General features: G+C 71.5%; 18 protein-coding genes and 2 pseudogenes. 7 read left to right on the forward strand and 13 right to left on the reverse strand.

Annotated features, from left to right (window positions below):
• From ABZ896_RS00005 to zapE, 3 genes and pseudogenes are all read right to left on the reverse strand, one after another.
• Positions 1–92 (reverse strand): annotated as a pseudogene (locus tag ABZ896_RS00005) (carbonic anhydrase); the annotation flags it as partial.
• A gap of 82 nt (positions 93–174) precedes the next feature.
• Positions 175–567, reverse strand: coding sequence for a hypothetical protein (locus ABZ896_RS00010; protein WP_360919244.1), 393 nt, complete (start codon positions 565–567; stop codon positions 175–177).
• 182 nt (positions 568–749) lie between these two features.
• Positions 750–1,856: a cell division protein ZapE gene (gene zapE / locus ABZ896_RS00015; RefSeq protein ID WP_360919247.1), complete on the reverse strand. Its 1,107-nt coding sequence runs from the start codon at positions 1,854–1,856 to the stop codon at positions 750–752.
• Positions 1,857–1,893: 37 nt separating this feature from the next.
• Here zapE and ABZ896_RS00020 point away from each other — a divergent pair, with 37 nt between their 5' ends.
• From ABZ896_RS00020 to msrB, 4 genes are all read left to right on the forward strand, one after another.
• Complete coding sequence (locus tag ABZ896_RS00020) at positions 1,894–2,721, forward strand: pyrimidine reductase family protein (RefSeq protein ID WP_360919250.1); 828 nt, start codon at positions 1,894–1,896, stop codon at positions 2,719–2,721.
• Between the two features lie 196 nt (positions 2,722–2,917).
• Positions 2,918–3,373 carry an indole-3-glycerol phosphate synthase gene (locus ABZ896_RS00025; protein WP_360919253.1) on the forward strand — a complete coding sequence of 152 codons (456 nt, stop codon included), beginning with the start codon at positions 2,918–2,920 and terminating at the stop codon, positions 3,371–3,373.
• Between the two features lie 44 nt (positions 3,374–3,417).
• Complete coding sequence (gene murC / locus ABZ896_RS00030) at positions 3,418–4,812, forward strand: UDP-N-acetylmuramate--L-alanine ligase (RefSeq protein ID WP_360919257.1); 1,395 nt, start codon at positions 3,418–3,420, stop codon at positions 4,810–4,812.
• Positions 4,813–4,825: 13 nt separating this feature from the next.
• The gene (msrB, locus tag ABZ896_RS00035; protein WP_360919260.1) at positions 4,826–5,227 is read left to right on the forward strand and encodes a peptide-methionine (R)-S-oxide reductase MsrB; all 402 of its coding nucleotides are present in this window, start codon (positions 4,826–4,828) and stop codon (positions 5,225–5,227) included.
• 3 nt (positions 5,228–5,230) lie between these two features.
• Here the strand turns inward: msrB and ABZ896_RS00040 are convergent, their stop codons facing one another.
• The 4 genes from ABZ896_RS00040 to ABZ896_RS00055 form a co-directional block, all read right to left on the reverse strand.
• Positions 5,231–5,416 carry a DUF397 domain-containing protein gene (locus tag ABZ896_RS00040; RefSeq protein WP_360919263.1) on the reverse strand — a complete coding sequence of 62 codons (186 nt, stop codon included), beginning with the start codon at positions 5,414–5,416 and terminating at the stop codon, positions 5,231–5,233.
• Positions 5,413–6,267 (reverse strand): helix-turn-helix transcriptional regulator, encoded by an 855-nt coding sequence (locus ABZ896_RS00045; RefSeq protein WP_360919266.1) that lies wholly within the window; start codon positions 6,265–6,267, stop codon positions 5,413–5,415. The genes ABZ896_RS00040 and ABZ896_RS00045 overlap by 4 nt, the downstream gene beginning before the upstream one ends.
• Before the next feature lie 79 nt (positions 6,268–6,346).
• Entirely contained in the window at positions 6,347–7,279 is a 933-nt protein-coding gene (locus ABZ896_RS00050) for a phosphorothioated DNA-binding restriction endonuclease (protein ID WP_360919269.1), read from the reverse strand.
• Between the two features lie 23 nt (positions 7,280–7,302).
• A complete protein-coding gene (locus tag ABZ896_RS00055) occupies positions 7,303–8,133 on the reverse strand; it encodes an oxygenase MpaB family protein (protein WP_360919272.1) in 831 nt (276 codons plus the stop codon).
• A 174-nt stretch (positions 8,134–8,307) separates the two neighbouring features.
• Between ABZ896_RS00055 and ABZ896_RS00060 the strand changes: the two genes are divergently transcribed.
• A complete protein-coding gene (locus ABZ896_RS00060; RefSeq protein WP_360919275.1) occupies positions 8,308–9,786 on the forward strand; it encodes a glycoside hydrolase family 3 N-terminal domain-containing protein in 1,479 nt (492 codons plus the stop codon).
• A 64-nt stretch (positions 9,787–9,850) separates the two neighbouring features.
• Here the strand turns inward: ABZ896_RS00060 and ABZ896_RS00065 are convergent.
• A pseudogene (locus tag ABZ896_RS00065) lies at positions 9,851–11,154 on the reverse strand (glycosyl hydrolase).
• An 8-nt stretch (positions 11,155–11,162) separates the two neighbouring features.
• Here ABZ896_RS00065 and ABZ896_RS00070 point away from each other — a divergent pair.
• Positions 11,163–12,227 (forward strand): BadF/BadG/BcrA/BcrD ATPase family protein, encoded by a 1,065-nt coding sequence (locus ABZ896_RS00070; protein ID WP_360919279.1) that lies wholly within the window; start codon positions 11,163–11,165, stop codon positions 12,225–12,227.
• Positions 12,227–14,440 (forward strand): glycoside hydrolase family 3 N-terminal domain-containing protein, encoded by a 2,214-nt coding sequence (locus ABZ896_RS00075; protein WP_360919282.1) that lies wholly within the window; start codon positions 12,227–12,229, stop codon positions 14,438–14,440. Before ABZ896_RS00070 ends, ABZ896_RS00075 begins: the two co-directional genes overlap by 1 nt.
• Here the strand turns inward: ABZ896_RS00075 and ABZ896_RS00080 are convergent.
• The 5 genes from ABZ896_RS00080 to ABZ896_RS00100 all read right to left on the reverse strand — a co-directional run bounded on the left by ABZ896_RS00080 (position 14,430) and on the right by ABZ896_RS00100 (position 22,714).
• The gene (locus ABZ896_RS00080; RefSeq protein WP_360919738.1) at positions 14,430–15,275 is read right to left on the reverse strand and encodes a carbohydrate ABC transporter permease; all 846 of its coding nucleotides are present in this window, start codon (positions 15,273–15,275) and stop codon (positions 14,430–14,432) included. The genes ABZ896_RS00075 and ABZ896_RS00080 overlap by 11 nt on opposite strands.
• A 29-nt stretch (positions 15,276–15,304) precedes the next feature.
• Positions 15,305–16,318: a sugar ABC transporter permease gene (locus ABZ896_RS00085; protein WP_360919285.1), complete on the reverse strand. Its 1,014-nt coding sequence runs from the start codon at positions 16,316–16,318 to the stop codon at positions 15,305–15,307.
• 2 nt (positions 16,319–16,320) lie between these two features.
• Complete coding sequence (locus ABZ896_RS00090; protein WP_360919287.1) at positions 16,321–17,694, reverse strand: extracellular solute-binding protein; 1,374 nt, start codon at positions 17,692–17,694, stop codon at positions 16,321–16,323.
• 117 nt (positions 17,695–17,811) lie between these two features.
• A complete protein-coding gene (locus ABZ896_RS00095; RefSeq protein ID WP_360919741.1) occupies positions 17,812–18,471 on the reverse strand; it encodes a peptidyl-prolyl cis-trans isomerase in 660 nt (219 codons plus the stop codon).
• Between the two features lie 22 nt (positions 18,472–18,493).
• Positions 18,494–22,714 carry an NEW3 domain-containing protein gene (locus ABZ896_RS00100; RefSeq protein WP_360919290.1) on the reverse strand — a complete coding sequence of 1,407 codons (4,221 nt, stop codon included), beginning with the start codon at positions 22,712–22,714 and terminating at the stop codon, positions 18,494–18,496.
• Positions 22,715–22,750: the final 36 nt, after the last annotated feature.

A 22,750-nucleotide genomic window follows, 5' to 3' on the forward strand; every position in this document is an offset into this window, starting at 1 on the left:
AACAGGACCTGGGGGGACTGGCCTTCGGCCAGCTTGGCGAACTCCTCAGGGCGCTGTCCGAACGTACGGGCGTTGTCGATGAGGGGCTGCATGGGGTGACTCCTCCTGGCGCGCCGGACCGGCGCGTCGGTGTGGGGGACAGAGATACAGGTGAAGTGGGGGACTGCTCTGCTGTCAGCAGCGGAACACTTGAAGTGCCGCCGGAGCGTGGGCCGTCGAGGGTCTCGACAGCGGGACGCCACCCGGTGTGGCCTGCTCGCGGGACGCGGCCGCCGGCTCCTGAGCCAGCAGTGGGCGCTCGGGCCCCTCAGGGGCGAGGTCGGCGGCGCGGAGCCGGTCGCGGGCGCGCAGGGGACCGTTCGGGTCCCGTGCCGGGGTGCAGTGGCGGGGGGAGGCTTCGGTGCGCGAGGCCTTGCCGGAGAGGGTGATTCCGGCATGGGCTTTGGCCTCGACCTGACGGCCTGTGTACGCGGATGCGAAGCACTCGGTCGGTGCGAAGAACTGGAGGGCCAGCAGGACGGCGGCGAGGGCCGCGATCGCGGTCCGTACCGTCGTACCTCGGAACATGCGCCCCCCTTCCCGTACTTCGCACCTCTAGTCCGGACCAAAGCCTGGTCAATGGCTGGTCAAGAAACACATTAGCCCGGCAAAGTTGTTTGCAGCGTTAACTTAACGTTTCCGGCTGAAGAGAGGCTGAAGCGTGCCGGTGGCTGACTCGAACCGGCTCTTGATCTTCTGGAGTTGACGCGCTAGGAACCCTCGACGAGGCCCTTGGCGTCGCGGGCGAGTGCGGTGAGGCGGGAGATCGCGCGGAAGTACTTCTTGCGGTAGCCGCCGTTCAGCATCTCCTCGCTGAACAGCTGGTCGAACGGCTGTCCGGAGGCCAGGACCGGGACCTCGCGGTCGTAGAGGCGGTCCGCGAGCACCACGAGGCGCAGCGCGGTCGCCTGGTCCGGCACCGGCCGCACATCCGTGAGGCACACCGCTTTCAGGCCGTCGGTCAGGGCGCCGTAGCGGCTCGGGTGGACCTTGGCGAGGTGGGCGAGCAGCTCCGGGAACGCGTCGAGCGAGGCGCCCTCGGTGGCGTACGCCGCCTTCGTGACCTCCTCGTCCGCGAACGGGGCCGGGGCCTCGGGCAGCCCGCGGTGACGGTAGTCCTCGCCGTCGATGCGCAGTGGGCGGAAGCGGGCGGACAGGCCCTGGATCTCACGGAGGAAGTCGGCGGCCGCGAACCGGCCCTCGCCGAGCCTGCCCGGCAGGGTGTTGGAGGTGGCCGCGAGCGCCACGCCCGCGTCGACCAGCCGGCCGAGCAGGGTGGAGACGAGGACGGTGTCGCCCGGGTCGTCCAGCTCGAACTCGTCGATGCACAGCAGACGGTGGCCGGAGAGGGTCTGGACGGTCTTCTGGAAGCCCAGGGCGCCCACGAGGTTGGTCAGCTCCACGAAGGTGCCGAACGCCTTGAGGGCGGGCTCGGCGGGGGTGGCGTGCCACAGGGAGGCGAGGAGGTGGGTCTTGCCGACGCCGTAGCCGCCGTCGAGGTAGACGCCGCGGGGGCCGGCCGGCGTTTTGGCGGCCCGGGACCTGCCGAACCCCAGGAAGCCCCGCTTGCCGCCGCCCACCGCGTGTGCGCCGCCGAGTCCCGCCGCGAAGGACTCCAGGACGCCGACGGCCTCGGTCTGTGAAGGCTGGTTCGGGTCCGGGAGGTACGTGTCGAACCGCACCGAGTCGAACCGCGGCGGCGGCACCATCTCGGCGACCAGCCGGTCCGCGGGGACGTGCGGCTCGCGCGCGCACAGGGACAGCGGGGCGGTGTCGGCTATGGAGCCGAACCCGGACGCGGCGGGAGAAGTAGACACGGTTACCCATGCTAAGGGTCGTGCCAGACTGCACGACATGCGACGTCTGTTCCCTGTGACCGACCAGACAGTGATTCCCGGCGGGCCGGAGGGCGGCTCGACGGGCGGCTCGGCGGGCGGCTCGGCGGGCCCCGAGTGGAGCCTCGACGAGCTGGCCGACGCCTACGCCTACCCCGCGCTCGGGCCCGCCGCCGGCGGACCGGACGTGTGGCTGCGGGCCAACATGGTCTCCACGCTCGACGGGGCCGCCCAGCACGACGGCCGCTCCCAGCCGATCTCCAGCGCGACCGACATGCGGATCTTCGGCACCCTGCGGGCGCTCGCGGACGTGGTCGTGGCGGGTGCGGAAACGGTACGCCAGGAGGGGTACCGGCCCGCACGCGCGCGTGCCGAGTTCGCGGCGCTCCGGGAGGCGGCCGGACAGGGCCCCGCCCCGGCGATCGCGGTGATCAGCGCGAGCCTGGACCTGGACTTCTCGCTCCCGCTCTACACGTCCCCCTTGGTCCCCACCCTCATCCTCACCGGCGCCGCGGCCGCCCCGGACCGTGTCGCCGCGGCCGAGAAGGCCGGCGCGCGCGTGGTGATCGCCGGGGACGGCGTCGGCGTCGACCCCGCACGGGCCGTGAGCGCGCTGGCGGACCTCGGGCACACCCGGCTGCTGACGGAGGGCGGACCGCGGCTGCTGGGCCAGCTGGTCGCCGCCGGGGTGCTCGACGAGCTATGTCTGACCGTGGCGCCGATGCTCACCGCGGGGGACGCGCAGCGCATCGCGGGCGGGCCGTCGGTCGCCGTGCCCTCGCGGTTCGCGCTGGCGTCGCTGCTGGAGGAGGACGGGTTCCTCTTCAGCCGGTACTGCCGGGCCTGACCGCGGGGCTTGACCGACCCCTCCTGGTCCGCATAGGGGTTCGAGCGGTACCGCTGTCGTCGACATCAGCGGAATCTGCCGTTCCGTTTAGCTTCCGATGGGCACACTAAGTCCGGCAGTCCCCGTGCGATCACGGGGCAGGATGGTTTCCGCAGAGCCTCAGAGAAGGGGACGCCCGGTGTTCAGAAGCGTTTTGATGATCGAGAAGGCCCTGACGTCCGCCGACGTGGAGTTCGTCACCACCTTGCACGGGGACGAGCCCGTCGCCTTCCACGTGCTGCTCCAGCCGCGCGGGGATCAGGCCGACCGCTTGCTGCGGGCCATCGACGACGTGGCCCTGGGCGAGCTGGACGAGGCCGTACGGGAACGGGACACACCCGAGGGCGAGGCCGCGAAGGGCGTGGGGGAGCAGGCGCTGGAGGTGTCCCTCCAGGCGCTCAGGGCGTCCGGCAGCGAGGCCGAGGGCCGGCTGATCGAGGACCATCCCCTGGACGCGCTGAAGTCCCTGGTCGAGGAGACCGGCGCGGACGAGGTGATCGTCCTGACCGACCCCCACTACGTGGAGGAGTTCTTCCACCGGGACTGGGCCTCCCGGGCCCGTCACAAGGTGGGCGTACCGGTGCTGAAGCTGTTCTCGCACAGCAAGGCATAGGCTGACCCCGCATCCGTACCGCACCACCATTGGGAGACACCTACATGGCACCCGGCCTTCCTACCGCCATGGACCGACCGCACTTCATCGGCATCGGCGGGGCCGGGATGTCGGGGATCGCGAAGATCCTCGCGCAGCGCGGCGCGAAGGTCGCCGGCAGCGACGCCAAGGAGTCGGCGACCGCCGAGGCGCTCAGGGCGCTCGGCGCGACCGTGCACATCGGGCACGCGGCCGGGCACCTGGCCTCGGACGCCACCAGCGTGGTCGTGTCCTCGGCGATCCGGGCCGACAACCCGGAGCTGGCCCGCGCGGCCGAGCTCGGCATCCCGGTCGTGCACCGCTCCGACGCCCTCGCCTCGCTGATGGACGGCCTCAGGCCGATCGCGGTCGCCGGCACCCACGGCAAGACCACGACCACGTCGATGCTGGCCGTCTCCCTGTCCGAACTGGGCCTGGAGCCGTCGTACGCGATCGGCGGCGACCTCGACGCACCCGGCTCGAACGCCCTGCACGGCGACGGCGAGATCTTCGTCGCCGAGGCGGACGAATCGGACCGCAGCTTCCACAAGTACGCGCCCGAGGTCGCGATCGTCCTCAACGTCGAACTCGATCATCACGCCAACTACGCGTCGATGGAGGAGATCTACGAGTCCTTCGAGACGTTCGCGGGCCGGATCGTGCCCGGCGGCACACTGGTGGTCTCCGCCGACCAGGAGGGCGCGCGCGAGCTGACGCGGCGGCTGGGGCTCGGCGGCTCGGTGCGGACGGTGACGTACGGCGAGGCGGCGGACGCCGACGTGCGCGTGCTGTCGATCGTCCCGCAGGGCCTGAAGAGCGAGGTCACCGCCGTCATGGACGGCGTGGAGCTGACCTTCACGGTGTCCGTCCCCGGCCGCCACTACGCGCTGAACGCCGTGGCCGCGCTGGCGGCGGGCGCGGCGCTGGGCGTCCCGGCCGCCGAGCTGGCCCCCGCCCTGGCCGCGTACACCGGAGTCAAGCGCCGCCTCCAGCTCAAGGGCGAGGCGGCGGGCGTGCAGGTCATCGACTCCTACGCCCACCACCCGACCGAGATGACGGCGGACCTGGAGGCGATGCGCGCGGCGGCCGGCGAGGCCCGCATCCTGGTCGTCTTCCAGCCCCACCTGTTCTCGCGCACACAGGAGCTGGGCAAGGAGATGGGCCAGGCCCTCGCGCTGGCGGACGCCTCGGTGGTCCTGGACATCTACCCGGCCCGCGAGGACCCGATCCCCGGCATCACCAGCGAGCTGATCATCGAGGCGGCGCGGGCCGCGGGCGCTGACGTGACGGCGGTCCACGACAAGGCGGACGTGCCGTCGGTGGTGGCGGGAATGGCGAAGCCCGGTGATCTCGTTCTCACCATGGGCGCGGGTGACGTGACGGACCTCGGCCCGCTGATCCTGGACCGTCTCGCGAAGTAAGGGGCCGATCTTCATGTCGTACGACGTCGAAAAGCCGGACGAGCAGTGGCGCGCGGAGCTGACCCCGGCGGAGTATGCCGTCCTGCGCAAGGCCGGGACGGAACCGGCCTTCACGGGGGAGTACACCGACACCAAGACGACCGGCGTCTACTCCTGCCGCGCCTGCGGCGCCGAACTCTTCACCTCCACCGAGAAGTTCGAGTCCCACTGCGGCTGGCCGTCCTTCTACGACCCGAAGGACACGGACGCGGTGGAGCTGATCGAGGACCGCTCGCACGGGATGGTGCGGACCGAGGTGAGGTGCGCGCGGTGCGGGTCCCACCTCGGCCACGTCTTCGAGGGCGAGGGGTATCCGACGCCTACGGACCAGCGGTACTGCATCAACTCGATCTCGCTGCGGCTGACGGCGGAGTAGGGCTCAGCCGCGCGCCGCGTACCTCACGAAGTTCGCCCATCCGACGCGTCCCACGGTGAAGTCGGGACGCGTCACGTCCTTGGAGTCCCGTACGTGGACGGCCTGTTGGGTGACGGCGACCTCGATGCAGCTGTCACCCTGGCTGCCGCTGTAGCTGGACTTGAACCAGGTGAGTTCCGTCGTGCTCATAGCTCTCCTCGCAGTCGCTCCAACAGACCCCTCGATTCCTGCGGGTTGAGGGCCTGCGAGCGCAGTGTGTCATAGCGCTGCTGGAGGAGGCTCACCTCTTTCACGTCGCCGATCAAGCGCCCGTTCTGCTGCCCTTCGGAGTACCCGAACCGCCGCCCCTCCGGTGTCTCCAGAAGCTGCACCGGACCGTCCAGACAGGCGTGCAACCCGCCCTCCAGCGGCATGATCTGAAGCGTCACGTTGCGCGGTGCGCTGTGCTCCAGGACGTGGTCGATCATGGCCCGCATCTGACCCGCGTCCCCGAACCGGCGCCGGAAGACGTGCTCTTCGACGATGAAGCTGAACGGGACCGTCGGCCGCTCGTGCAACATCCTCTGCCGCTCCAGCCGTACGGACAGGAGCGTCTCCAACTGCTCGTCCGTGACCACCGGGATGGTGCCTTCGAACACGGCCCGGGCGTACCCCTCCGACTGCAACAGCCCCGGCACCAACCGGCATTCGTACGTGCACAGGCTGACCGCGATCCGCTCCAGCCTCGCCCACCGGCGGAACCAGGCGGCCAAACCCGCCTCGCCACGCGTCAGTAGCTTCGCCGACCTCCGCAGCGCGCCGGTGTTCCCCGTCGCCTCCTCGGCCCGCTCCACCAGCGACTCGTCCGGCATCCGCCGGCCCAACTCCACTGAGGTCACGGTGTGCTTGGAGAACCGCACCCGCTCCCCGAGCTCGGTCCGGCTGAGCCCCGCGTTCTCGCGCAGGGCCTGGAGCACGGCCCCGAAGACCCGCATGCTGTCCGCGGGATCGGGCTCCCGCTCCTCCTCGTGCCCCGCCGACTCGTCACTGCTGCCCGTCATACGCGGCCACCTCCAGGTGCGTGTGCGTGATCTCCCCGCGATCGACGCACTCAGAGTGACGACTTGATCGACGTACTGTCTACGTTCCGTCCGTGTACGGTGACTCGGCGTACACGGTGTTCACGCCCGAGGGGTCGCTCTCACGCGGGGCGCCTCGGAAGACCTCCTTGGTGTGCCAGGCGCGGTGGGTGTCGGCTACCGGGCGGGTGCCGGGCTGGGGGCCGAGGAGGGGGCGGCCCGAGAGGGCGAGGACGTGGGTGTGGGCCGCCGGGCTGCGGCCGACGAAGCTCTGGGAGACCAGGACGCGGTGGCCGTCGCCTATGCCCAGGACGCCTCTGTCGAAGAGCTTGTGGTGCAGGGAGCACAGGCACAGGCCGTTGTCGACGTCGTCCGGGCCGTCGAACGCCCACCAGCGCACATGCGCGGCCTCCAGCCCGACGGGCGCGGCGTCGATCATGCCGTCGTAGCCGCACCGGTACTCGTACGCGGTCAGGACCGACTCCCGCATCCGGCGGTCGCGTTGGCGTCGGTCGGGAGCCGTCAGGAACCCCGTCTCGGCCGGCTCCAGTTCCAGACCCACCGCGTCGCACAGGTCCTGGTGCAGAGACGGCGGGAAGTGCAGATCCAGCAGCACCCTCGCGATCCGGCCGAGCAGGGACGGTTCCCGCCGGAGCGCCGCCCGCAGGTCCGGGGCCAGCCGCCCGGCGGCCCGGCTCTCGCGCAGCTTCCCCACGGCCGGTCCGGGGCTTCCGGCGCCGCGGTCGGTGCGGACCTCCCACACCTCGTCGTTGGTCAGATGGTGGAAGGGGTACGCGGGGGTTGTCGCGCGGGCGGGACCGTACTCCGTGAGCAGCCGCTTCAGATCGCCCTCCACCGCGGTGTACGGCAACGCGTCCTCGGTGTCGGCCTGGTAGCGGCCCAGGGCGTACAGCAGGAGCAGGGGTTTGTGCGGGGCCCGGACACCGTCCCGGCTCCACTGTCTCAGCTTCGCGGCGCGCTCCACCCAGTCCATGACGGTGATCGTAGTGAGCCGCTTCACAGGGTGCGGCGGTCGGGGAGGAGGCGTTGGGCCCGGAACGCCGCTTTGAGGAAGGTGCGGATCAGGCGTTCGCGGTGTGGGGGCATCCAGCCGATGCCGTGCAGGCGGCAGACGCGTTCTCCGGCGAGGTAGCGGGTGAGGTCGCGGGCGAAGGGGCGTAAGGGGGCCGGGAACCAGTGGTCGGCGAAGAAGTTCATCATCGCCGTCGCCACCCGGTGGCCGGACTCCGTCGGCTCGTACGGCCGGGCGTCGAACTTCGCGGCGAACTCCGTCATCGCGTCCCAGTCCTCGGGAAACGCCTCGTCGGCCAGGGGACCGGACTCGCGTTCCAGGAGGCGGAAGAGGGCCCGCGCCCAGTGGTGCCACGCCGTCTTCATCGGGTCGCTCAGGCCGGGCAGGCCGAGCGAGGTCTGGAGGCGGTCGCCGAAGGTGGCCAGCAGGACCAGCGGATAGACGAAGTCGTCGACGTCGTCGAAGTTGCCGGGCAGGTGCGGGGTGCGGCGGGCGATCGAGCGGTGCATGCGGTTCAGACGGGCGGCGGCCCGGCGGCCGGCCTCGCTGGACACGCCGTCGATCATCCAGGCCGTGAGGAAGGCGTTGCCGTCCCGGAACCGCCTCAGCGGTCGTGTTTCCAGCTTGCCGGTGTGGGCCAGGGTCGCGGAGACGAGGCTCGGCTGCATCATGTGCATGGTGCCGGGATGGATCGTCATCGCCAGCGCGAACTCGGGGACGCGATGACCGACGTAGAGCGCGATCATCCGCTCCCAGTCCGACTCCGGGTCCAAGCGGGCCAGCTCGCGGTCCACCCACTTGTATCGACGGGCCAACTCGCTTTCCTTTCACGGTTTCTGATGTCTCGTTAGGGACACGACGCCTCCTTCGCGCCTTTCGATGCCCGTGCATGGAGTGACCTGTGACACAAGTGGGGGCCGAAGGCCTTATTGAATGACCAAACCATCTATCTGTTGACTTTCGGCTCAGCCAGCCAGAGGATTTCAGGGGTGACACACACCGAACCCCTGCCCGCCCGCGCAGCTCTCCCCGTCGACCTGGACGAGGCGGCCCACCGCTGTCTGGTCGCGGGATTCGAAGGCACCACCGTCGTGCCGGACACCCTGAAGCGGCTCATCGACCGCGGCCTCGGCGGGGTCATCCTCTTCACCCGCAACATCCGGGACGCGGAGCAGGTGCGCCGGCTCACCGACACCCTGCGCGCCCTCCGGCCCGACCTCCTCGTCGCCATCGACAACGAGGGCGGCGGCATCGGCCACCTGGTCACCGCGGGCGCCCCCGAGGTCCCCGGCAACTACGCCCTCGGCGTCGTCGACGACCCCGCCCTCACCGCCCGCTGCGCCGACGCGCTCGCCGGGCACCTCGCGTCGCTCGGCATCACCGTCTCCTACGCCCCCGTCGCCGACATCCAGCAGCAGGCCGACAACCCGATCGTGCGCACGCGCGCCTTCGGCACCGACGCCGGCGTGGTCTCCCGGCACCTGCGGGCCTGGATCGAGGCGACCGAGGCGCGCGGCATCGCCTCCTGCGCCAAGCACTTCCCCGGCCACGGCGGCACGCTCACCGACAGCCACCACGAGCTGGCCGTCGACCCGCGGCCGTACGAGGAACTCGACCTCGAACCCTTCCGGGCCGCGATCGCCGCGGGCGTGCCCATGCTGATGAGCGCGCACGTCGTCTTCACCGCGCTCGACGAGAACCGGCCCGCCACGCTCAGCCGGCGGATCCTGCGGGATCTGTTGCGGCTGGAGCTCGGGTTCGACGGGGTGCTCGTCAGCGACGCGCTGGAGATGAAGGCCATCGCCGACCAGTACGGGGAGGCGGCGGGGGCACGGATCGCGCTCGCCGCGGGGGCGGACCAGGTGATCGTCGCCGTGCCCGATCTCGGGGTCACGCTGGAGTGCCGGGACGCGGTGCTCGGGGCGCTGCACTCCGGGGTGCTGGCCGAGGAGCGGGTGCGGGAGGCGTCGGAGCGGGTGCGGAGGCTCTCCGAGCGGTACGCCGAGTCCTCTCTCGCCGTTCGTGCGTGGGACGCGGGGGTGGGGCTTGAGGCTGCCCGGCGGGCTGTGGGCGGGCAGAAGCCTCCGAGGGTCGTGACCGGTGCGCATGTCGTCGACCTGTTTCCGGCGCCGCATCCCGCACTCAACTGGGGTGGGGAGGATCTGCTGACCGCCGTGCACGAGGTGGATTCCTCGGCTACCGGGACGGCGGTTTCCGGGGAGCCGGAGGATCTCGGGGCGCTGGTCGATGGGATTCTGCGGCGGGCCGAGGGGGTGCCGTTGGTTGTCGCCACGAGTGACGGTGGGTTGTATCCCTGGCAGGGGCGGATCGTGGATGCGTTGATGGGCCGGCGGCCGGACGGGGTTCGGGTTGCCACGGGGCTTCCCGAAGGAGGGGCGTTGTGTTCTTACGGGCGGGGGAAGGTCAATTTGCGGGCGGTGGCGGAAGTTCTCGTCGGGGCGCGGTGATTGCGGCTAACGGCCGGTGGGGGCTGGTCGCGCAGTTCCCCGCGCCCCTAAAAGCAGGAATCCGTCACGGAGTTCTTATGAGCTCCTTGATTCCCCTTGCTGCCAGGTACTCGGAGTCCTCCGCTCGGTCCGCCAGTACCACCGCCGGGCGGAGCCCCTCCTGGCGTCGCCGCATCCACTCCTCGAAGTACGCGCCCCCCGGGCCCGACGTCGAGCGGGTCGACGGGGTGCAGTCCAGGACCAGGGCCGTATCCCGTGCCTCGGGCGTCCACGGCTTCGCCCGGAGTTCCGTGATCGTCGTCGCCAAAGACTCCGCGATCGGCTTCCTCCGGCCATCCGAGTCGAAGAGGCCCAGCGTGTACTCGAGTTCCGGAAAGTCCGCCAGGGAGCGGTCGACGTCGTGGGAGCACCACCACGTCACGCCCCACAGGCCCGTGCAGCCGGAGGCGTTGAGGACCGTCTCGCGGGCGAAGTCGGGGGCGTCGGCGGCCGGGATGTGGGGTTCGGGGGCGCCCGTCTCCTGGACCCAGACCGGGCGGGACGGGTCGGTGGCGTAGGCCTTGGCCAGTTCCGTGCCGTATTCGGCGAGGTGGTGGACCTGGGGGGAGCGGGGGCCGTAGAGGCGGGCGCAGCCGCCGGAGAAGACCCAGGGGTGGACCGTGGTGACGTCGCCCTTGCGGGCCGAGGCCTCGGGGGTGAAGGGGTGGTCGTCGCCGTACCAGGCCGCGTCGTAGGCGGAGTGGGTGACGAGACCGGACGTCCCCAGGCCCTCGCGTGCGGCGGCCAGCAGCGTGTCGAGGTAGTGGTCGACCTCGGTCACCGTGGCCGGGTTGTGCTCGATCAGGTTGTTGATCTCGTTGCCCAGCTGGAGGCCGATGAGGTTCGGGCGGCCGGCCAGGGCGCTGCCCAGGGTGCGCAGCAGGTTCGCCTGGGCCTCGATCGCCTCGGGGTCGGTGAAGACGTTGCGGTGGTGCCAGCTGCGGGTCCACTCCGGGTAGAAGTCGAAGCTGGACAGATGGCCCTGCACACCGTCCACCAGGACGTCCAGGCCCTCCTCGGCGGCCAGGTCGACGAGCTGCGCCAGCTGGTCGACGGCGGCCGTGCGGATCAGGGTGCGGTTGGGCTGGAGGAGCGGCCACAGGTGGAAGACCCGGACGTGGTCGAGACCGAGTCCGGCGATCTGGGCCAGGTCCTCGCGGGTCCGGGCCGGGTCGAAGTCCTGCCAGGAGTGGAACCAGCCGTGACGGGGCGTGTAGTTGACGCCGAAGCGGAGCGTGGAAATGGGATCCTCCTGGGGCCGGCTTCCTGGTGCTCTTGTCCGGTTGTTCGCGTCTTGCTCTTGTCCTGCGCGAATGTATCAACCACCATAGTCAGTGATGGGCAATGATTTGAACCAAGACCTCGTCATCGGCCTCGACGCCGGTGGCACCCGCACCCGCGCCGTTCTCGCCGGTGCCGCGGACGGCCGTGTGCTCGCCGAGGCGACCGCCGGTCCGGGCAACGCCATCACCGTGGCGCCCCCGCAGCTCACCGACCATCTGGCTGAGGCGCTCGCCGCCGCGGTGCCGGAGGAGGCGCGCTCCCAGGTGGTCGCCGTGGCGGGCGGTTTCGCGGGTGCCACGGCCGCCGCCGCGGACGATCCCGGGACCCTCCGGGCTCGCGCAGCCCTCACCGAGGCGCTGCGCCGGCTGGGCGTGCCCGAGTGTCCGGTCGGCATCTGGAGCGACATCGAGGCCGCCTTCGCCGGTGGCCCCGGCGCCCCGGCCGAGGGCCTCGCCCTGGTCGCGGGCACCGGCGCGGTCGCCATGCGCATCGCGGGCCGGCGGGCCACGACCACGGTGGACGGCGACGGCTGGCTCCTCGGCGACGAGGGCAGCGGCTTCTGGATCGGCCGCAGCGCGGTCCGCGCGGCCCTGCGCATGGCGGACGGCCGGGGCCGGGCGACCGTCCTCGCCGGGTGGGTCGGCCGCACCCTCGGCCTACCCGTGGACGTCCTGCCCACAGCGAGCATTTCGTCGTACGACAGGGGCGGCGCCCCTGGTCCGGTCGGCGCGGGCACCCAGGGCACCGGCGTCCCCGGCTGGTCCCGCGCCCGGCGTGAGGACTTCCGCCGGCATCTGCTGCCCGCGGTGATGGCGGACCCGCCGATCCGGCTCTCCCGGTTCGCCCCGCTGGTCGCCGAGGCGGCCGCGGAGAAGGACGCCGTCGCGCTGGAGATCCTGGACGAGGCCGCGGACCACCTGCTGGACACGGTGCGCGCGCTGGCACCCGGCCCGGGCGAGCGGATCGTCGCCACCGGCGGCCTCCTCGGCCCCGAGGGCCCGATGACCACCCCCCTGACAGAGCGCCTGCACGCACTGGACCTGAGCCTCGACTGGGTGGCCGACGGCGGACCGGGCGCGGTGGCGCTGGCGCGGATCTTGCACGGCGGGAACGGCTGATGAGTGACCTCGTGTACCGCGACCCCACCGCTCCCATCGAGAGCCGCGTCCGGGATCTCCTCTCCCGGATGACCCTGCGGGAGAAGGTCGGGCAGGTGAACCAGCGGATGTACGGCTGGGACGCCTACCGCCGCACCCCGGACGGCGACTTCGAGCTGACCGACGCCCTGTACGCCGAGACCGAGCGCTTCGAAGGGCTCGGTGCCCTGTACGGCCTCCAGCGCGCCGACGCCTGGTCCGGCGTCGACCACGACAACGGGCCCGGGGCCGAACAGGGCGCGGCCCTCGCCGAGTTGGTGCAGCGGCACGTCGTGGAGCGGAGCCGCCTCGGCATCCCCGCCCTGTTCGTCGAGGAGGTCCCGCACGGCCTCATGGCCCTCGACGGCACGGTCCTCCCCGTCAACCTCGCTGTCGGCGCCACCTGGGACCCCGCCCTCTACGAGCGCGCCGCCGCCCACGCCGCCGCCGAACTCCGCGCCCGCGGCGGCCACGTGGCCCTCGTCTCCGCGCTCGACATCTCCCGCGACCCCCGCTGGGGCCGCACCGAGGAGTGCTTCGGCGAGGACCCGTACCTGGCCGCCCGGCTCACCGAAGCCGTCGTGCACGGCATGCAGGGCACACCTTCGGAGACCTTCGCCGCCGACAAGGCTCCGGTCGTCCTCAAGCACTTCGCCGGCCAGGGCGCCACCGTCGGCGGCCGCAACTCCGCCGAATCCGAACTCGGTTGGCGTGAGCTGCACGAGATCCACCTCCCCGCCGCCCGCGCCGGTGTCCGCGCGGGTGCCGCCGCCGTCATGGCCGCGTACAACGAGGTCGACGGCATGCCCTGCTCCGGCAACCGCGCCCTGCTCACCGAACTCCTGCGGGGCGACTGGGGTTTCGAGGGACTGGTCATGGCGGACGGCCTCGCCGTCGACCGGCTGGCCCGTATCACCGGCGACACGGTGTCCGCCGGGGCGCTCGCCCTCAACTCCGGTGTGGACCTGAGCCTTTGGGACGAGGGCTTCACGCATCTGGAGGAGGCGGTGGAGCGGGGGCTCGTCGACGAGGACGTGCTGGACGCCGCCGTCGCCCGGGTGCTGCGGCTCAAGTTCCGGCTGGGACTCTTCGACGAGCAGGGCGAGCAGGCCCAACTGCCCCGCGCGGGCGCCGAGATCAGCACCGCACTCGCCCGCGCCGCCGTCACCCTCCTCCGCAACGACGACGTCCTGCCCATCGGCGCGAACGTCTCCCGCATCGCCGTCCTCGGCCCCCAAGCCGCCACCACCGCCCACCAGTCGGGCGACTACACGGCCCCGCAGCTCCCCGGCACCGGCGGCAGCGTCCTCGACGCCCTGCGCCGGCTCGCCCCGCCCGGACTCGACATCCGGCACGCCCGCGGCTGCGCCCTCACCGGCGACGACCTCTCCGGGATCCCGGCCGCGATCGCCGAGGCCGCCGCCTCCGACCTCGCCGTGCTGGTGCTGGGCGGCAGCAGCGCCCGTAGCGCCGACACCGAGTTCGACGCCAACGGGGCGGCCCTGAAAGCCGTGTCCGAGATGACCTGCGGCGAGGGCGTCGACCTCGCCCAACTCCGGCTCGGCGCGGCCCAGTACGCGCTGCTGGACGCCGTCGTCGCCACCGGCACGCCCACCGCGGTCGTGCTGATCCAGGGGCGCCCGCACGTCGTCCCGGACAGCGCGCCCGCCCTGCTCACCGCCTGGTACCCGGGCCCCTGGGGCGGCGAGGCGATCGCCGAGGTGCTGCTCGGGCTCGCGGAGCCGACGGGACGGCTCCCCGTCTCCGTGCCGCGTTCGGCCACCCAACTCCCCGTCTACTACAACCACAAGGACACCGAGTACGGCGGCTACGTCGACGAGAGCGCCGAGCCCGCCTACTCCTTCGGGCACGGACTCGCGTACACGGACTTCGTGTTCGGCACGCCCCGGCTCGACGGCCGTACCGTCGCCGTCGAGGTCACCAACACCGGTGCGCGGCACGGGCGTTCGGTCGTGCAGGTTTATCTGCGCCGGCTCGTCACCGGCACCTGGCCGCGCACCCTGGAACTGTGCGCCTTCGAGGGCGTCGACCTCGCGCCGGGCGCGTCCCGCACGGTCGTGACACGACTCGGCGCCGACCAGCTGGCCGGCGCCGACGTCGTCGAGATCAGGGTCGCCGAGTCGGCACGGGCGGCCCTCACCGCCGTACCGCTGACCCTGGACCTCAGATCTTGACCGCTCCCGAGGACACGCCCTTGTAGAACCAGCGCTGGGTGATCACGAACAGCACCAGCACCGGGACCACGGAGATCACCGAACCGGCCATGACCATCCGCTGGTCGTAGCCGAAGGACGACGACTGGAGCCGTGAAAGGCCCAGCGTCAGCGTCATGTTGCTCTCCGAGCGCAGCACGATCAGCGGCCACAGGAAGTCGTCCCAGGCGCTGATGAACGTGTTGATGACGACCACCATGATCGCGCCCCAAGCGGACGGCAGATACAGGTACTTGAAGCGCTGCCACTCGTTCGCGCCGTCCAGCATCGCCGAGTCCTCGATCTCGCGCGGGACCGCGAGGAACGCGCCGCGCATGAGCAGGACGTTGATCGCGCCGACGAAGCCGGGCAGCCACACACCGGCCAGGCTGTCGACCAGGCCCAGGTCGCGGATGCTGATGAACAGCGAGACCATGATCGACTCGAAGGGGAACATCATCGAGGCGACCAGCACCACCCAGACCGCCTTGCGGCCCTTCCAGGCGGGCTTGGAGAGCATGTAGCCGGCCGTGGTGGAGAAGACCAGCTGGCTGGTGATCGACAGGGCGACCACGATCAGGCTGTTCTTGATGTACGACCACACCGGCACCTGGTCGAAGACCGTCCGGTAGGCGCGCAGGGTCGGGTGGTGCGGCAGCAGGGTGGCGTTCGCGCCGAAGACGTCCTCGCTCGTGCCCTTCAGGGAGGCCAGCAGCTGCCACAGCAGCGGGCCCACGGTGAGGCCGAGCACGAGGAGCAACAGCAGGTAGCGGACCAGGAGTTCGCGCGGGCGGCCGTAGTCGCGCCAACGCGGCATCAGGCGGCGGCGCCTTTCGAGAACCGTGCTCACGACTCGTCCTCCTTGGTCAGACGCTGTGCCAGCAGGGTCAGTCCCAGCGTCAGCGCGAACAGGGCCACGCTGACGGCCGAGCCGTATCCCGCGTTGCCGGTGATCGGGTCCAGGCCGACGTCCCGGATGTAGAACGGCAGGGTGCGGTCGGCGCCGCCGGGGCCACCGGTGGAGCTGCCGAGCATGTAGATCTCGGTGAAGACCCGGAGCGAGCCGATGCCGGTGAGGGTGCCGACGAGCATCATGGCCTGCCGTACGCCCGGGATCGTGATGTGCCAGAAGCGGCGCACCGCACCGGCGCCGTCCATCTGCGCGGCCTCGTGCAGTTCCTTGGGCACGTTCCCGAGGGCGGCCAGGTAGAAGACCATGTACCAGCCGAGGCCCTTCCACAGCGTCAGGCCCATCGCGGAGAGCAGGATCAGCCAGGAGTCCGAGAGGAACGGGATCGCCGACTGGATCACGTGGGCCTTCTGGAGCCAGGTGTTGACCAGTCCGTCGTCCGCGAGCAGCCACTGCCAGCTCAGGCCCACGACCACGCTGGAGGCCAGCACCGGGGTGTAGAACGCCGACCGGAAGAAGCCGATGCCGGGCAGGTTCTTCTCCACCAGGACGGCCAGCATCAGCGGCAGCAGCACCATCAGCGGGACCACGATCACCGCGTACAGGATGCTGTTGCGGGTGGCGAGCCAGAAGTCGTCGTCCTGGAGCATCCGCGTGTAGTTGTCGAGCCCGACGAAACTCGCGGCGCCGCCCAGCGGCTTGGCGTTGGTGAACGACAGCAGGACCGTGTTGAGGAACGGGAACACCCCGAAGATCACCGCGCAGGCGATCGCGGGGGCGGTCCACAGCCACGGCAGCCACCAACGGCGGTACATGGCCGCTCCGTTGGCCCCGGGGGCGGGACCGGGAAGCGCGGCCTTGGCGAGTCGGCGGAGGCGGGACGGGGCCGGGCCCGGCGCGGAGGTCAGGGGCTCCACGCCGGACACCGGGTTCGTGATCTGTGCCGTCACTGTCAGCTGCCCTGCTTCAGCAACTCGTTCGCCTTCTCCTGGGCGTCCTTGACGGCGTCAGCAGCGCTCTTCTTGCCCTGCATGGCCAGCTGCACCTGGGCCACGATGGCGTTCTGCACGGCCGGGGAGAGATTGGTCTGGTTGGTGGAGGCCGTCTTGAGCTGGTCGGCGACGAGCTTGCGGGCCTGGGAGAACGGGTCGGTGCCGGTGACGTTCTGGAAGAACGGGTCGCTCAGCGACGCGGTGGTGGTCGGGAAGATCACCACGGCCGGGTCCTTGCACCAGGCCGTCTGGTTCTCGGCGTTGGTGAGGAACTCCGCGAACGACAGGGCCACCGGGGCGTGCTTGCTGGTCGCGGCGACCGAGATGTACTGCGGGGCGCCGGCGGAGGCGACGCCGAGGGCGTCGTAGGGCTGCTGGCCGACCGCCGTCTTGGCGTAGATCGAGGGGCTGTTCTGCTTCACGAACCGCACGAAGCTCGGGTTCGTCGAGCCGTACGCGACCTTGCCCTGGCTGTAGAGCGTGGAGGGGTCGTTGCTGGAGGACAGCGAGTCCTTCGGCATCGCGCCCTCCTTGTACAGCTTCGCCATCCACTCCACCCACTGGGTGGTGCGCGGGTCGTCGCCGAAGACGGCGGACTTGCCGTCGGAGGAGAGGACCTTGATGCCCATCTGGTCGAAGTCGGCGGGGATGCGCCAGATCGGGTTGGCCATCGTCGCGAAGTACTTGCCGTCGGCGGCCTTGGCGACCTTCTCGTAGTCGGCGAAGAGCCCGAAGATGGTCGTCGGCGGCTTCGCCGGGTCGACGCCGGACTTCTCCAGCAGGTCCTTGTTGTACGTCAGCAGGACACCGCCGGTGTACCAGGGCAGCGTGGTGTGGATCGACTTGCCGGAGGCGTCGGCGAAGGTCGCGGTCTTCCAGAACGACGGGACGAACGGCTTGGACGCGGCCGGGTCCTTGGTGCCGATGTCGAGCAGGTAGCCGGCCTTGGTGAGGGCGGTCGCCGTCGGGGCGTTGACGTTGATGACGTCGGCCATCGTGCAGGCCTGGGCGTCGGCGACGGTCCGGCTGGTGAAGGTGTTGTCGCCGGGGTCGTCGATCCACTTGACCTTGGTGCCGGGGTGGGCCTTCTCGAAGTCGGCGATCACCCCGTTGAAGAAGTCGCCGAAGTCTTTCTTCAGGTTGGTCGTCTGGAAGGTGATCGTGCCCTTGACGTCGCCGGAGAGCTTCCCCGACCCGACGTTGCCCTTGTCCACCTTGCAGCCGCCCGCGGTGGCGTCGCCGCTGTCGGAGCCGCCGGACAGTCCGCAGCCGGTGGCGGCCAGGGACAGAACGGCGATACAGGTCAGGGTGCGGGTCAGTCTTGGTGTGCGCATGTGATGAGCCCTCCGGCTGGTTCAATCAACCAACTTCTACTCCGATTGATGAAAATGTGGACCAGAAGTCATCGGAGGTCAATGGTTTCGCGTGTTGCGTTTAGGTTCCGTACGAGATCAGTGACGGTGCTCATGGTCCGGATGGCTCGGGTCACCAGGGTGTTCGTGCCCGTGCGCGTACACCACACCGCTGCGTGCCTGGTCCAGCCAGCCGAAGAAGGCGCGCCGGCCCGCCGCGCGGCGCAGCTCTTCGAGGACTCCCTCACGGACGTCCTCGTACGGCAGCACGTCACCGGGCGCCGTCCCCCCGAAGGGGTCGACGCCGCGTCTGAGCGCGTCCGGGGTCAGGAAGCGGTCCCGGTTGCGGTCGTAGTAGTCCCGTACGTCGGCCTCGGGCACCGCCTGTCCGGCCTCCAGGGCGTCCAGCACGGTCCGCGCGGCCGCCGAGTGGGCGAGCGCCGCGGCGACGATGCTGCCGAGGTCCGCGACCTCGCTCTCGGCGACGGCGAGCAGCCGCTCGGGCGCGACCTCGGGCGGCACCTTCAGCCCCCGCGCGGCACACTCCCGCCGCGCCAGCTCATCGGCGACGACCACCTGCGTGGCCCACCGCCGCCGCTGCCGCTCCGCCCGCGCGAGCGACTCCGGACGCGAGGTCTCGGGGTCCCGGGCGGGAACGGCGGAGAGAAGGGCGTCCACACGGGTTCTGGGGACCGTGTGGGGGCCGATGAGAGCGGCGGTCCCGGCATCGGCGTGGGCGTGACTGTGCGGGGGTTTCATCCCGCTCACCGAAGTCACGTCCTCATTCATCCGTCACCTCCAGGACCACGGCCTCCGTGTACGCCACGCAGCCGTGCCACGCGGCCTTCGCCATCAGCCAGTACGCGCCGGGGGGTACGGCGCCGCCGTCCACCTCGATCACCGCTTCCACCCGCTCCCCGCCGGGCACCTCGAAGCCCTGGAGGCCCGGAACGACCCCAGGCCAGGTGCCCCACGAGGAGACGGCCCACAGCTGGCCGGTGACCGGGCCGTGGGTGGTGTTGCGCAGGGCGACCGGGACACGGGCCCGCTCTCCCCGCCGTACGGTGATCCGCTCCGCGCCCAGCTCGCACACCAGGCCCGACCCCGCGGGCGGCCCGCCGGGCACGTCCAGGCCCACGACGTCCTCGAAGGTCTGACCGCCGTACGACAGCCGCGCGGCGAGCCAGTGGCGGCCGGGCTCGGCGTCCTGAGCCGGCGTCACCGTGACCTCGGCCAGCGTGAACCCGCCGGGACCGAGGGCGTACGGCAGTTCGGAGGGCGCGACGGACCAACCGGACGGCACCTCGAAGGACACCGTCCCCGAGACTGGCGCGTCCGTGAGCTCGGAGCTCACCCGGACCGTCGCCGTGACGGGCCCGGACGCGGTCAGGGAGGTCGGCGAGACGTACAGCGCGACCGGCATGTTGCCGCGGGGGGCGGGGCCCGAATTGTGCAGCCAGTACCGCGTGTGCACCGGCTGCGCGGGCTCGTGCGCCGCGACACCGGGGCCGGAGCACCCGGCGGGGATGACCGGCGTCGCCAGCACCGTGGCCACCTCGAAGCCCGTGAGGTCCACGGCCAGCGCGCCCCCGTCCTCCGGCGTCAGCGGCTCACCCGCCCGCTCCAGTACGTCCGCCCGCGCGCCCTCGGTCCACCCGACCGGCCCGCGCACCCGCGCCCGCACCGGCCGTCCGTTCACCTCGTGCACCCGGACCACGACCCCGCGCCCCGGATCCACCGCGTCCGAACCGCCCCTGGCCAGCGGCGACCCCACCGGCTTCAGCGCGTCGAGGATCACCTCGCGGGCGGGCTCCACCTCCAGCAGCGAGGTCGTACGAGGAAGCGAGGGGCTCCCCTCACCCCGTACGCGTCCCGTCAGCGGGTGGTTGTACGCGTGCCCGCGCGCCGGCAGCTCCAGCTCCCGCCAGTCGCCCTCGCCCGCGACGACCGCGTACTCGAACGTGTGCGACCAGCGCTGGAGCTGGAACGCCGAACCGTCGGGCGCGGTGCGCCGGGGCGGGTCGACCCAGATGCCGGAGGGCCAGCCGGTGCAGGAGCGCATCAGGGACATGTAGAGGTCGCCGGAGGAGGTGACCACACAGCCGGGCGTGCCCCGGTTCAGGACGGCGAAGCCGCGCCCGTCCCAGGCGTCACCCGGCGGCAGGGCCTCGCCGCCGCCCGCCGCGGTGGCCGCGACGGTGAAGTCGTCGAGGTCGGCGACGAGCGCGTCGACCGCCTTGGCGTCACCCTCCGCGTCCGGGCCCGCGACCACCAGCAGCGGCAGCCGCTCCAGGTCGCGCAGGTCCGCGCCGGGCACCCACTCCTCGCGCAGCGAGGCGCGCGGCGCGACCCAGACGGAGGCCGCGCCCCGCTCGGCGAGCTGGCGGCGCAGTTCGCGCTCGGCCGCCGGGTCCATGGCGAGCGCCTCGGCGACCAGGGAGTTGCGCTCCGGACCGCCCACGGCGATCCGGAGATCCGGCAGGTTGGAGTCGACCTCCAGGTCGCCGTAGCGGGGCCCGCCCGCGATGGTCGAGGTGGCGGTCACGCCCGTGCGGACCAGGGCGGCCGCCAGCGGGGCGCCCAGCTCACCGGCCACGTCCCAGTCGGCGTACACCAACTCCGCGACCCCGACGGACCGGTGGCCCAGCAGCACCCCGGCGTCGTCGTGGACCGCGACCCGCGCGGTGGAGCCGAGACCGAACCAGGTGTTGGCGGGGTTGTCCAGCGTCCACGGGAACCGCTCGCTGTCCACCTCCACGAACCCGAACCCGCGCCCGATCACCGCGTCGGCGACCTCGTGCACGGGCAGCCCGCCCCGCACGTCGGACGGCCAGCGCACCCGGATGAGCCGGTCGGCGCCGTCGTACCCGTCGATCGTCGTGGTGACGTCGAGCCGGTCGACGCCCTTCCACAGGGTCAGCTTCTGGGTGTACGTGAAGAGGCCGAGGTCGGCCCGGACGGTGATCCGGGAGCCCGCGGGGGAGTGCTCGACATCGATGTCGGCCGTGACGTCCCCGCTGCGGGCGGCGGTCGTGCCGGTCGGCGTGAGGTGCCAGGGGCCCTCGCCGAAGCGCGGGTGGCGGGGGAACTCCTCCTGGACGACGAGTTCGTTGCCGATGTCGCCGGGGCGCAGCAGTTCGCGGCCGCCCTCGCTCACGGACTTGAGACTGCTCACGGCGCCGCCGCGAGAAGGGTCGACCGTCACCTCGTAGAACTCGTTGCGGATGCTGAGACCCTCGCCGGCGACCCACTCCGGGATGGAACCCGCGGTCAGCGGCAGGGTCTTGAGGCCGAGGCCGGGGACCTCCGGGACGACGACCTTGAGCGTGCCGTCCTCCTCGCGGACGGCGGGCAGCGGCTGGAAGTCGTCGCCGACCGGGACCAGGCCCGGGTCGTCGACGGTCAGCACGTCCTGCCGTTGCCAGGTCGCGGAGTTGAAGACGACCAGGTCGGGTCCGGTGCCGGGCTCCACGCTGTCGGCGAGCGCCTGGGTGGCGTCGGCGTGGACGGTCTCGGCGAGGTCGGCCAACTCCCGCCAGCCGGTGAGGAGATCGATGTAGACCTGGTCCGACTCGGAGCCGGTGATGGCGTCGTGGTGGGCGCCGTAGACGAGCTGCCGCCAGGCCTTGTCGAGGGCCGCGTCCGGGTAGGCGTGGCCGGTGACCAGGGAGGCGAGGGTCGCCCAGGCCTCCGCGTCGGCGAGGAGTGTCTCGCCGTACCGCTGGGCCTGCTTGGTGTCGATGTAGGAGACGTCCTTGCCGGTGTAGACCGGGTTCATGTCCCGCGTCTGCGGCGAGGCCTTGCGCCCCTCGGTCTCCAGCTCGGTGCGGACGGCGGCGAAGAAGTCGCGGGGGATGCCGGAGACGAAGCGCGGCCAGACGTACCGCTCGTTCCAGTCGCGGTGGATGGCCATCACCCAGCGGCACGGCGGCGCGTAGTCCCCGCCGACCGGCAGCAGCACGTTGCGGGTGAGCGCGACCTGCTTGAGCCCCTTGAACAGCTTGAGCGCCTCGGCCTCCGCCTCCGGCAGCGTCGGCGCGTTGTCGATCCGCCAGCCCGCGCCGTAGTGGTTGACCATGTACGCGGTGAGGATCCCGCGCCCCGAGGGGGCGATCCAGTCGAACTCCGCCGGGAACTGCATCCGCTTGGGATCCCGCGGCTCCTCGCCGAACACGGAGAGCGTCGGCCCCCACTGGTGGAACGGCCCGCGCGCCCACGAGCTGGAGGAGACCCCCGCGTCCGCCATGATCCCCGGGAACTGCGGGTCGTGCCCGAACGCGTCCAGCTGCCAGGCCGTCTCCGGGGTCGCCCCGAGGATCGCCCGCTGGTATCCGTCGCCGTACAGGGCGTTGCGTACGGTGGCCTCGGCGCCGGTGAGATTGGTGTTCGGCTCGTTGTAGGTGCCGCCCATGATCTCCACGCGGCCGGTGCGGATCAGCTCGCGCAGGAAGCCGCGCTCCTCCGGGAAGGCGTCCCAGTACGGCTTGAGGTAGTCGACCTCCGCCAGCACGAAGGTGTACGCCGGGTCGCGCCGCGCGAGATCGCAGTGGGCGCGCACCAGGCTCATCCCGGACTGGCCGCGCGAGTCGAAGGTGCGGGCCGGCAGTCCGGTGGTGGCCGGGTCGTCGGCGACGTCCCAGGTCTCGGTGTAGGCGGCCTGGGTGTTCCACCAGACGGGGTCGTAGTGGAAGTGGCTGACCATGAACATGGTCCAGCCGGGCTCGGCGACGGTGAACTCGCCCTGCGCGCTCGCGACTTCCTCGCCGTCCGCGGCGGTGACCGTCATCGGGCCGCTCTCGCCCGTCACGGAGATCTCGGCGCGTACGGTGCCGTCCTCGCCGACGGTCACGGCCGTCTCCCCGACACCGCGGACGGTCGGGCCTTCGACGGTCAGGCGGACCGTACGGCCCGGTATGTGCTCGACCTCGGCCGCCACCACCTGCTGGGGGTGCTCGGGGCTGCCGACGAACAGCTCGGTCGACTCGACAGAGGTGACGCGCATGGGGCTCCTACGAGTGAGTGGAAGAGCCCCATCCTG

Source organism: Streptomyces sp. NPDC047072, from assembly GCF_040643855.1.
Classification (GTDB): Bacteria; Actinomycetota; Actinomycetes; order Streptomycetales; family Streptomycetaceae; genus Streptomyces.